General features: G+C 69.6%; 8 protein-coding genes and 1 pseudogene. 5 read left to right on the top strand and 4 right to left on the bottom strand.

Annotated elements, in window-relative coordinates:
• Both QQK43_RS21830 and tkt read right to left on the bottom strand, forming a co-directional pair.
• Window positions 1-182, bottom strand: a 182-nt coding sequence (locus QQK43_RS21830) for a glyceraldehyde 3-phosphate dehydrogenase NAD-binding domain-containing protein (RefSeq protein ID WP_284309462.1), incomplete at its 3' end; no start/stop codon positions are given.
• A gap of 42 nt (window positions 183-224) precedes the next feature.
• Window positions 225-2,306, bottom strand: coding sequence for a transketolase (gene tkt, locus QQK43_RS21825; protein ID WP_284309461.1), 2,082 nt, complete (start codon window positions 2,304-2,306; stop codon window positions 225-227).
• A 196-nt stretch (window positions 2,307-2,502) separates the two neighbouring features.
• On the opposite strand from tkt, the gene QQK43_RS21820 reads away from it, so the two are divergent.
• The 3 genes from QQK43_RS21820 to QQK43_RS21810 all read left to right on the top strand — a co-directional run bounded on the left by QQK43_RS21820 (window position 2,503) and on the right by QQK43_RS21810 (window position 5,813).
• A complete protein-coding gene (locus QQK43_RS21820; RefSeq protein ID WP_284309460.1) occupies window positions 2,503-3,276 on the top strand; it encodes a nucleotidyltransferase family protein in 774 nt (257 codons plus the stop codon).
• 66 nt (window positions 3,277-3,342) lie between these two features.
• Window positions 3,343-4,737, top strand: a complete 1,395-nt coding sequence (locus QQK43_RS21815; protein ID WP_284309459.1) for an aminopeptidase P N-terminal domain-containing protein — start codon at window positions 3,343-3,345, stop codon at window positions 4,735-4,737.
• 113 nt (window positions 4,738-4,850) lie between these two features.
• Window positions 4,851-5,813, top strand: coding sequence for a 1-phosphofructokinase family hexose kinase (locus QQK43_RS21810; RefSeq protein ID WP_284309458.1), 963 nt, complete (start codon window positions 4,851-4,853; stop codon window positions 5,811-5,813).
• A 129-nt stretch (window positions 5,814-5,942) separates the two neighbouring features.
• Here the strand turns inward: QQK43_RS21810 and QQK43_RS21805 are convergent, their stop codons facing one another.
• Window positions 5,943-8,069, bottom strand: coding sequence for a TonB-dependent receptor (locus QQK43_RS21805; protein ID WP_284309457.1), 2,127 nt, complete (start codon window positions 8,067-8,069; stop codon window positions 5,943-5,945).
• A gap of 187 nt (window positions 8,070-8,256) precedes the next feature.
• Complete coding sequence (locus QQK43_RS21800; RefSeq protein ID WP_284309456.1) at window positions 8,257-9,243, bottom strand: helix-turn-helix transcriptional regulator; 987 nt, start codon at window positions 9,241-9,243, stop codon at window positions 8,257-8,259.
• A gap of 147 nt (window positions 9,244-9,390) precedes the next feature.
• Between QQK43_RS21800 and QQK43_RS21795 the strand changes: the two genes are divergently transcribed.
• Together QQK43_RS21795 and QQK43_RS21790 are read left to right on the top strand one after the other, a co-directional pair.
• Window positions 9,391-10,590 (top strand): TroA family protein, encoded by a 1,200-nt coding sequence (locus QQK43_RS21795; protein WP_284309455.1) that lies wholly within the window; start codon window positions 9,391-9,393, stop codon window positions 10,588-10,590.
• Window positions 10,587-10,771, top strand: a pseudogene (locus tag QQK43_RS21790) (hypothetical protein); the annotation flags it as partial. The gene QQK43_RS21795 and the pseudogene QQK43_RS21790, both read left to right, overlap by 4 nt.

The following is a 10,771-nucleotide window of genomic DNA, read 5'->3' as shown; positions in this document are numbered from 1 at the left end:
ACACTGACGCTGCCCTTGAAGCGGCCGTGCACGCTGTCGTACTGCAGCATGTAGGCCAGGTAGTCGGGCTCGAGCAGGTCGTTGATGGCAACGATCTCGATGTCCGGGAAGTTCTGGATCGCGCTGCGCAGCACGTTGCGGCCGATACGGCCGAATCCGTTGATACCGACTTTGATAGCCATGTCTTCTGCTCCTGTGGATGGATGAAAAAAACCGAAACCTGATTACTTCGCCAGCACGGTCCGCACCGTGTCGGCCACGTTCTCAGGGGTGAAGCCGAAATGCTTGAACAGCACCGGCGCGGGGGCCGATTCGCCGTAGGTGTCAATGCCGACCACGGCCGACACACCGTACTTCCACCAGCCATCGGTCGAACCCATCTCAACGGCGACCCGCGGCAGGCCCTTGGGCAGCACGGCTGCCTTGTACTCGGCGCTCTGGCGATCGAACACGCTGGTGCTGGGCACCGAGACCACGCGCACGGCGATCTTGTGTTCCTTGGCCAGGGCTTCCTGGGCCTTGAGAGCCAGTTGCACTTCGGAGCCGGTGGCGATGATGACCGCCTGGGCCTTCTTCTTCAGGCCGACGTCGGCCGGCTCGGACAGCACGTAGGCGCCCTTGCTGATGTCGGCCAGATCGGTCTTGGGCGCGTAGGGCAGGTTCTGGCGCGACAGGCACAGGGCGCTGGGGCGGTGGGCGGTCTGCAGGGCCACGGCCCAGGCCACGGCGGTTTCGGCCGTGTCGGCCGGGCGCCAGACGTCCAGGCCCGGGATCAGGCGCAGGCTGGCGACGTGCTCGATCGACTGGTGCGTCGGGCCGTCTTCGCCCAGACCGATGGAGTCGTGCGTGAACACGTGGATCACGCGCTGCTTCATCAGCGCGGCCATGCGGATGGCGTTGCGGCTGTAGTCGCTGAAGGTCAGGAAGGTGCCACCGTAGGGTATGAAACCACCGTGCAGGGCGACGCCGTTCATGATCGCGGCCATGCCGAATTCGCGCACGCCGTAGTTGATGTGGCGGCCGCCCACGCCGGCGTCGTTCTTCACGACGTTGCCGGCCAGGTCAAAGCGCAGGTTGGGCGTGGACTTGGTGTTGGTCAGGTTGGAGCCGGTCAGATCGGCCGAGCCGCCCAGCAGTTCGGGCAGGGCTGCGGTGAAGTGCTCCAGCGCGATCTGGCTGGCCTTGCGGCTGGCCACGGTCTCGGCTTTGGTGTGGGCTTCGACGGCGGCGTTGACGGCGACCTGGTGGAAGGCCTTGGGCAGCTCGCCTTTCATGCGGCGCACGAATTCCTTGGCCAGCTCGGGGAAGGCGGCATTGTAGGCAGCGAACTGGGTGTTCCACGCGGCTTCAGCAGCCTTGCCGGCGTCCTTGGCGTCCCAGGCGGCGTACACGTCCTTGGGGATCTTGAACGGCTCGTGGCTCCAGCCCAGCGCTTCGCGGGTGAGCTTGATTTCTTCGGCGCCCAGTGGCTCGCCGTGGGCCTTGGCGGTGTTGGCGCGGTTCGGGCTGCCCTGGCCGATGTGGGTCTTGCAGCAGATCAGCGTGGGCTTGTCGGCGCTGTTCTTGGCGGCGGCGATGGCGGCGTCCACGGCGTCGGCGTCGTGGCCGTCGACGGCGCGGATCACATTCCAGCCGCAGGCTTCAAAGCGCTTGGGCGTGTCGTCGATGAACCAGGGCGCGACCTGGCCGTCGATGGAGATGCCGTTGTCGTCGTACAGCGCGATCAGCTTGTTGAGCTTCCAGGCGCCGGCCAGGGCCACGGCCTCGTGGCTGATGCCTTCCATCAGGCAGCCGTCGCCCATGAAGACATAGGTGTGGTGGTCGACGATGGCGTGGTGAACATCGCCAACGGTGCGGTTGAACTCGGACGCCAGCAGCTTCTCGGCCAGCGCCATGCCCACCGCGTTGGTGATGCCCTGGCCCAACGGGCCGGTGGTCGTCTCGACGCCGGGGGTGTGACCGACTTCAGGGTGGCCGGCGGTCTTGCTGCCGAGCTGGCGGAAGTTCTTGAGTTCGCCGATCGGCAGCTTGTAACCCGTCAGGTGCAGCAGCGCGTAGATCAGCATGGAGCCGTGGCCGTTGGACAGCACGAAACGGTCGCGGTTGGCCCAGGCGGGGTTGGTGGGGTTGTGGCGCAGGTGGCGGCCCCACAGCGCGACGGCCATGTCGGCCATGCCCATGGGCGCGCCGGGGTGGCCGGAATTGGCGGCCTGCACCGCGTCCATGGCCAGCGCGCGGATCGCGTTGGCTTGAACCAGGGGTGTGACGGCGGGGGCCGTGGTGGGGGAAACGGTGGCGTCGGACATGGCAGCGGAGGGGAGGACAAAAGAAAGCACCCGCCGGGCCGGCGATGGCGCCAAACCCGTGATTTTATCGGCCCGCCCGCCGCCATCCACCGGCGCGGGCTTCGACACCCCGGTCGGCACGGCCGCCGGGCCGCGCGCCCGCTGCTGAATAATCGCCCTTTCCCATCCTGACCGCAGGCCACCCGGCCCGTCTGCCATGAGCGTTTCGCTGCCCGCCGAGCCCCACCCCGCCCCCCCGCCAGGCGCCGCCATCGTGCTGGCTGCCGGCCGGGGCAAACGCATGCGGCCACTGACCGACCACACCCCCAAGCCCCTGCTGACGGTGCGCGGGCAACCGCTGATGCAGTGGCCCATGGAAGCGCTGTGGCGCGGTGGCTTCCGGTGCCTGGTGGTCAACACCGCCTGGCTGGGCCCGCAGATCGCCGAGCACTTCGCCGACTGGCCAACCCGGCACCCTGGCGGTTCGCTGCGCTTCTCGCACGAGGGCGACGACTTCGGCCGCGCATTGGAAACCGCCGGCGGCATCGTGCGCGCACTGCCCCTGCTGGGCGAGGTGTTCTGGGTGCTCGCCGGCGACGTGTACGCGCCCGACTTCGTGTTCAACGCCGACGCCCTCGCCCGCTTCGCCGCCAGCGACGCCCTGGCCCACCTGTGGCTGGTGCCCAACCCGGCGCACAACCCGCTGGGCGACTTCGGCCTCGCGCCCGACGGCCGCGCACTGAACCTGCCGAAAGACGCCGCCAGCGCCGCCCCCCGCTACACCTACAGCACCATCGGCCTGTACCGGCACGCGCTGTTCGAAGCACCGTGGTGCGACATCCCCCCCGGCAACCCGGAAGGCGTGGCCGCGCCGCTGGCACCGCTGCTGCGCCGCGCGATGGACGCCGGCCGCGTGAGCGCCGAGCTTTTCACCGGCGACTGGACCGATGTGGGCACGCCCGAGCGGCTGGCAGCGCTGAACGCCGGCTGACCGGGCGCCGTGGTCGCGCAAGGCCAGGGCACTGCGCAAGCCGCGCAAAAGCCGCACAATGCCTCCATGGACGCCCAGACCTCCCACGCTCTCTACGCCGAACGCCGCGCCCGCGTGGCCGCCCAGTTGGGCCCCGGCGGCATCGCCCTCGTGCCCACCGCACCGGAACGCCCGCGCAACCGCGACAGCGACTTTCCGTTCCGCTTCGACAGCTACTTCTACTACCTCACCGGCTTCACCGAGCCCAACGCCTGGCTGGTGATCACCGCCGAAGGCCACACCACGCTGTTCTGCCAGCCCAAGGACCCGGCGCGCGAGATCTGGGACGGCATCCGCCTCGGCCCGCAGGCCGCGCCCGACGCGCTGGGTGTGGACGCCGCCTTCGCCATCGACGAACTGGATGCGCGCATGCCGCGCCTGCTGGAAAACCGCAGCACCGTGTGGTTCCCGTTCGCCATCCACAGCGGGCTGGAAAGCCGCGTCGGCGGCTGGCTCTCGGGCGTGCGGGCCCGCGTGCGCTTCGGTGCGCTGTGCCCCGAAAACCAGCGCGACCTGTGCGGCGTGCTCGACGAGATGCGCCTGGTCAAGGACGCGCACGAAATCGGCGTGATGAAACGCGCCGCCCAGATCAGCGCCCGCGCCCACATCCGCGCCATGCAGCGCAGCGCGCGCATGATCCGCGCCGGTGAAGACGTGCGCGAGTACCACCTCGACGCCGAACTGCTGCACGAATTCCGCCAGCACGGCTCGCAGTTTCCGGCCTACGGCTCCATCGTCGCGGCCGGCGCCAACGCCTGCGTGCTGCACTACCGTGCCGACGCCGCGCCGGTGCGCGACGGCGAGCTGGTGCTGATCGACGCTGGTTGCGAACTCGACGGCTACGCCAGCGACATCACGCGCACCTTCCCGGCGGGCGGCCGCTTCACCGGCCCGCAGCGCGCGCTGTACGACCTGGTGCTGGCCAGCCAGGAGGCGGCCGTGGCCGCCACGAAACCCGGCAACCGCTTCAACGACCCGCACGAGGCCACCGTCAAGGTGCTGGCGCAGGGCCTGCTCGACCTGGGCCTGCTCGACCGCACCCGGCTCGGCAGTGCCGAGGACGTGATCGCGCAGCGCGCCTACTTCCGCTTCTACATGCACCGCACCGGCCACTGGCTGGGGCTGGACGTGCACGACTGCGGCAGCTACGTGGAACCGACGGAACTCGGCCAAGGCAGCGAGCGCCAGGACCCGCTCAGCGGCGAAACCATCAAGGACCGGCCCAGCCGCATCCTGCGCCCGGGCATGGTCACCACCATCGAGCCCGGCCTGTACGTGCAGGCTGCGCCTGATGTGCCCGAGGCGTTCTGGAACATCGGCATCCGCATCGAGGACGACGCGGTGGTCACCGCCACCGGCTGCGAACTCATCACGCGCGACGTGCCGGTGGACGGCGACGAGATCGAAGCCCTGATGCGGTGACCCCCTGCGCCGCGGAGGCGCTTCCAGAGGCCACGCACCAACGACCCGGCCAAGCCGGTTCCACGGGCGCCGCAGGCCGGGGGCCAGGCCCGCTGTTGGCCGACAATCCCGCCATGAGCACCGCCATTGCCCTTCCCTTGTCCGTCCTCTGCCTGACCATGAATCCGTCGGTGGATCTCGCCACGGAAACCGACCAGGTCGTCCCCACCCACAAGCTGCGCTGCGGCGACACGCTGCACGATGCGGGTGGCGGCGGTGTCAACGTGGCGCGCGTGCTCACGCAGTTGGGCGGCCACTGCCTCTCGGTCTGCCCGGCGGGCGGGCCATCGGGCGACTGGCTCCGGCACCGCATGGATGCCGAAGGCCTGGACACCGCCTTCCTGCCCATCGCGCAGGAGACCCGCGTGAGCTTCACCGTGCACGAACACAGCACGGGCGCCGAATTCCGCTTCGTGATGCCGGGCCCGCACCTGAGCGAGGCCGAATGGCAGCACTGCCTGCAATACCTGGAAGCGCTGCAGCCTTTCCCCGACATCCTCGTGGCCAGCGGCAGCCTGCCGCCCGGCGCGCCCACCGATTTCTACGCCCGGCTGGCGGCGCTGACGCGCCAGCGCGGCGGCCGCTTCGTGCTCGACACCTCGGGCCCGGCGCTGGCGGCCGCACTGGCCGAAGGTGTCTGGCTGTTCAAGCCCAACCTGCGTGAACTGAGCGCGCTGGTCGACCGCCCGCTGGACAACGCCGCGCAGTGGCAGACCGCCGCGCAGGACCTGGTGCGCCAGGGCCGGGCCGAGGTGGTGGCGCTGACGCTGGGCCATCTGGGCGCGGTGCTGGCCACGCGCGAAGGTGTGTGGAGCACGCCGGCGCTGGACATTCCCGTGGCCAGCGCTGTGGGGGCGGGCGACAGCTTCGTCGGCGGCCTGGTCTGGGGCCTGCAGCGCGGCCTGCCGCTGCAGGAAGCCTTCACCTGGGGCATCGCCGCCGGCTCGGCCGCGCTGCTCACCGCCGGCACCGGCCTGAGCAAGGCCGAAGACGCGCAGCGCCTGCAGCCGCAGGTGGTGATCACCCAGGAGGCTTGAACGTGAGCGGCTGGCTCGGCCGCTGGGCGGGCCCTGACGGGGCTTTCGCGGCCAGAAACGCGCAAAGGGCAGCCAGCCATGGGCCCGCAATGCGCGTGCCCGATGCCTCGGGGGCCGCACCGCCGCCGATCAGAACGACACCGTGGCCGACAGCTTGAAGGTGCGCGGTGCACCGGCCATGACGAAGCCGTCGCCGAAGGTGCCGATCCAGTACTTCTTGTCGGCCACGTTTTCCACGCTGGCGTTGAACCGCACGGGCGTGGCGCCGATCTGGGTCGCGTAGCTGGCGTTCAGGTCGAGCCGGTTCCACGAGGGCATGCGCAGCTTGTTGCCCGAGTCGGCCCACTGCGTGCCGGTGTGGATCACGCGGCCGCCCACCTTCAGGCCCTGCACGGGCGTCTGCCAGTCCAGCCCCAGGCGCACACGCCATTCGGGCGTGCCGAAGGTGTTCTTGCCGGTGTTGCGCTGCTCGGAACGGATGTGGGAGATCCCGCCCAGCAGCGACAGGTCTTTCGTCAGCTGGCCATACAGGCTCCATTCCACGCCGCGCAGGCGCTGCTCACCGTCGTCGACGAGCTGGTTGGCGCTGTTGCTGATGAAGGACGGGCGCTGGATCTGGAAGGCGCTGAGGGTGTGCGTCAGCGCGCCGCTTTGCAGCTTGGTGCCGAACTCGACCTGTTGGGTCTGCTTGGGTGGCAGGGCCTCGCCCGCGTTGGCATAACCCACGCCCACGACCTGACCCGGCTCCAGCCCTTCGGTGTAGTTGCCGAACAGCGAGACCTGTTCGCCCCAGGGCCGCACGACGGCGGCCACCATGGGCGAGAAGCGCGCTTCGCTGTAACCGGACAGCGGCATCTCCACCGTCTGGTGGCGGCCGCCCACCGTGAGCAGCACGGTGTCATCGGCAAAACCCAGGGTGTCGGCCACCGCGAGCGAGCGGTACTCGTTCTGGGTGGTGTAACCCTTCCAGGTCGGCGCTGCCGGGAAGACCGGCACCACCGGGTCGTACAGGTTGGTGGTGTAGCAGTAGTTGCAGGCCGTGTTGACCGTGCCTTCCTTGTGCTTGAGGACGTTGGCCGAGAGCTGCAGGCGGTGCTTGACGCCGCCGGTGTCGAACGTGCCGATCACCCCGGCTTCGGCCGTGCGGCGCTCGGATTTCGTGTGCACGTTGTAGATCGCCCCGCGTGTGGTGCCGTCCTCACCGGTGACGTAGGCGCGCGTGCCGAACAGCAGGCCCTGGCCTTCGGCCTCGGAGCCCCCGACCGCGAAATAACCCTGCCAGTCCCGGGAGAAGTCGACCTCGGCGCGCGCCAGCACGCCGCTGTTGTCGTACTCGCCGTGGGTGCCGCGGAACATGTTGGTGTCACCCGAAGGCGGCGACAGCAGCCGGCCCACGCCAGGGATCGACGCATTGCCCAGGAAGTTGAACATGCCCGGGCTGCCGTTGTCGATCTTGTTGACGCTGCTGTAGAGATCGAGCGAGAAGCGGGCGCTGTCGCCCAGGTAGTCGAGCGCCAACGCACCGACCCGGCGGCTCTGCTCTTCGCCCTTGGCGCCCATGTCGCCGGAGCCGTACACCCCGTTGAAGCGCAGGCCCAGCCGCTGCTGATCGCCGAAACGGCGGCCCACGTCGACATGGCCCTGAAGGTACGACTCGGAGCCGTAGGTCAGCGTCAGGTCGGTCACGGGCTGCGCCAGCGCGCGCTTGGTCACCATGTTGACGGTGCCCGCCACGCTGGACAGCGGCGGCATGCCCGAAAGCAGCACGTTCGGCCCCCGCAGCACCTCGATGCGTTCGAACATCTCCACCGGCACCGAATTGGCCGGGGCGATGCCGTACAGACCGTTGGTGGCGATGTCCATCGCGCCCATGTCCAGGCCGCGCAGGTTGAAGTTCTGCAGCAGGTGGTTCTTGTTGGTGGTGAAGACGACGGCGGAGTCGTTCTCCAGCACATCCTGCAGCGTCAGCGCGGACCAGTCCTCGGCCAGCTCGCGCGTGTAGGCGTTGACGTGCACGGGCGCCTCCATGATGGCCGTGGCCCCCAGGATGCCCAGGCGCGCACCCGAAGCGGCCTTGTTGCCCGGCGCCCGGGCGGGCAGGTCTTCGCGTTCGTACTTGCTGCGCACGACCACCGGCGCCAGCACGGTGTCTTCGGCGCTGCTGGCCGGGGTCTGTGCCATCGCGGCGGTGCTGCCCGCCAGCAACGCCAGGACAAAAGGATTGGGCCGCATCCGGCGGCCAGACGACGTTTTCATGGACAGGGGTTCCTGGTTGGGAGATCGGAAAAGGGCCCGGCGACCCCTCCCTCCGGGGATCTGGTCACCAGCCCATTCGATGCGATTGATTCGCAATCATTGCCAAACCGATGATGGCATGCGCGCCCACGCCGGACGTTTGCGCCGCCCACAAAGATGTTTGCGCCGCACCGACCCGAGCGCCGCTTCAGAACCGGCCGCGCGCCAGCTTGGGGGCGAGGCCAAAACGCTTGCGGAAAGCGGTCGCAAAATTGGCGGCGCTGCTGTAGCCGGCCAGCAGCGCCGCCTGCGACACGCTCAGGCCGTCGCGCTCCAGCGCCTGGCGCGCGCGCTGCAGGCGGCACTCACGCAGGTGATCGAACACGGTGGTGCCATACACCGCGCGGAAGTGCTTCTGCAAGGTATTGGCGTTGGTGCCGGCCTGGTGCGCCAGCTCGTCCAGCGACAGATCGAACGCCTGGTCGGTCTGCAGGAATGCGTGCAGCGCCCGGATGCGCCGGTATTCGTGCGGCAGCAGCCGGGTGCCGGCGGACGCCGGCGCGGGGGCCGGGGCGGACGCCGCTGGCGATCCGAGGCAGGCCAGCGCTTCGCTCACCAGCTCCAGCACCCGGCTTTCCATGTACAGGTTCAGGAACGGACCACTGAGCGCCGGCGTGTGCACGAGCTGTTCGGCCATGGCGACCGCGCGCGCGGACGGCTGCCAGGCCTGCATGGCCAGGTGCGCGTGCACGAAATCGTCCACCGGTGGCAGCGCGGCACCGGCCATGACCTGCGTCAGCCAGGGTTCGCCCATGCCGATGCTCAACCGGCGCGCCCGGCAGCCCTGCCGCGCACGCCGCTCGAAGCGGTCGCTTTCGGCGATGGAGACCAACAGCCCCCGCGGCACCGGGCCGCACCGGCCCGGCCGGCTGCGTTCGCCCGCTGCGCTGTTGAGCACCACGCGCCGATGCCCGTAGCTCACGTCCACCGAGCCTTCGAGCAGCATGACGATGCGCAGGCCCTGCTCGATCTCGCCCACCGCGGTGAAGTCCTGCGTGTCCACCATGTCGTCGGCGTGCACGTGCAGGCCCGGCCGCAGCACGTGCATGTGCCTGAGGTGGTTCTGCAACTGCAGTGCCGGTGGCGCCTGTTCAACGGCAGACATGGACACGTTCAGCGGGGAGGAGACGGACATGGCGGTGTGATCAACGGGCAGACAGACAGGCTGCGCCCGGCCGGGCGCATGGCGCGATTTCCAAACATCTTTCTTGCCACAGCAAACACGGCGGCCCGCTTTTTGTGCGATGCTCGGCAATCTCGATAATAGGAAGCATTCTCAATTATGAACGCATTGGGCGCCTCGTCACACTGGCCGGCCGACCGCGTGTCGCCAACACCACAAACACCCGGTCTGGTGCGGGCTGCGCGGCGTCTGGCGGCCTTCGCCCTGGTGCTGCTCAGTGGTTGGGCACAGGCTGCCGACCGGCAGACCGTGGTCGACCTCGCCGGGCGTTCGGTGTCGGTGCCCACCCAGGTGGACCGGGTGCTGCTGGGTGAAGGACGGCTGCTGCCGGTGCTGGGCCTGCTGGAAGGCGGTGACCCGTCGCGGCGCCTGGTGGCCATGATGGGCGACTACGAAACGCTGGACCCGGCCGGCTACGCGCAGTGGCACCGCCAGTTTCCCCAGCTTGATCGGGTGGCCCGCATCGGCCGCGCAGGCAGCAGCACCTTCAGCGACGAGCAGGCCATCGCGCTGCGGCCTCAGGTGGCGATCTTCGGCCTGGCCGGCGGGCACGGCCCGAGCAAGGGCGACCGCGAAATCGTCTCGCGGCTGGAAGCGGCCGGCACCGCCGTGCTGTTCGTGGACTTCCGGCAGGACCCGCTGAAGAACACGCCCACCAGCATCGCTCTGCTGGGCAAGGTGCTGGGCAAAAGCGACCGCGCCACCGCCTTCAACACCGAGTGGCGCCAGCAGCTCGCGCGCGTGACGGAACGCCTGGCCGGCCCGGGGGCACCCGCGCGCAAGCCCAGCGTGTTTCTGGAAAACCGCGTCGGCCTTGCGGACGAGTGCTGCGCCACCATGGTCGGCCTCGTGGGCGTGCTGCTCGACGCGGCCGGCGGCGCCAACGTGGCCAAGGGCCTGATCCCTGGCGAGCACGGCACCCTCAACCCCGAGCTGCTGCTGGCGCAGCAGCCGCAGCACTACATCGGCACCGGCATCGGCAGCCTGGCCACCGCCAGGCAGATGCCGCTGCGCGTGGTGCTCGGCGCCGACGCCACCCCCGCCGAAGCCAAAGCCTCGCTCCAGCGCGCCACGCAGCGCCGCTTCATCGACCAGTTGCAGGCCACGCGGCCCGGCCGCGCGCACGCGATCTGGCACCACTTCTACAACTCGCCGCTGAACGTGGTGGCGGTGCAGGTGATGGCGCAGTGGTTCTACCCCGAACGCTTCCAGGACCTGGACCCGCGCGCCACGCTGCAGAACCTGTACCAGCACTTCCTCCCCATTCCGCTGGAGGGGGTGTACTGGACCAGCCTGTGACCCGGCGCCGCACCTGGATCGCGTCGGCCGCCGCCATGGCCGGCGGGTTCGGCATGGCGGGCTGCGCACCGGCCCGGCCGCTGCGGGCCCGGACACCGCTGGACAGCCTGGGCGACGGCCCGGCCCAGTTGCCCGGCACCACACAGGCCGACTGGCACGACCCCGACAGCGGCCACACCTG

It is taken from the genome of Hydrogenophaga electricum (genome assembly GCF_030160815.1).
In the GTDB taxonomy this organism is placed as follows: domain Bacteria; phylum Pseudomonadota; class Gammaproteobacteria; order Burkholderiales; family Burkholderiaceae_C; genus Hydrogenophaga; species Hydrogenophaga electricum.
This window is presented reverse-complemented; position numbering and strand designations above follow the sequence as displayed.

What these genes read in the sequence shown, in the direction of transcription:
- tkt (WP_284309461.1), bottom strand. Translation starts at nt 2,306, where the DNA reads ATGTCCGACGCCACCGTTTCCCCCACCACGGCCCCCGCCGTCACACCC.
- QQK43_RS21820 (WP_284309460.1), top strand. Translation starts at nt 2,503, where the DNA reads ATGAGCGTTTCGCTGCCCGCCGAGCCCCACCCCGCCCCCCCGCCAGGC.
- QQK43_RS21815 (WP_284309459.1), top strand. Translation starts at nt 3,343, where the DNA reads ATGGACGCCCAGACCTCCCACGCTCTCTACGCCGAACGCCGCGCCCGC.
- QQK43_RS21810 (WP_284309458.1), top strand. Translation starts at nt 4,851, where the DNA reads ATGAGCACCGCCATTGCCCTTCCCTTGTCCGTCCTCTGCCTGACCATG.
- QQK43_RS21805 (WP_284309457.1), bottom strand. Translation starts at nt 8,069, where the DNA reads ATGAAAACGTCGTCTGGCCGCCGGATGCGGCCCAATCCTTTTGTCCTG.
- QQK43_RS21800 (WP_284309456.1), bottom strand. Translation starts at nt 9,243, where the DNA reads ATGTCCGTCTCCTCCCCGCTGAACGTGTCCATGTCTGCCGTTGAACAG.
- QQK43_RS21795 (WP_284309455.1), top strand. Translation starts at nt 9,391, where the DNA reads ATGAACGCATTGGGCGCCTCGTCACACTGGCCGGCCGACCGCGTGTCG.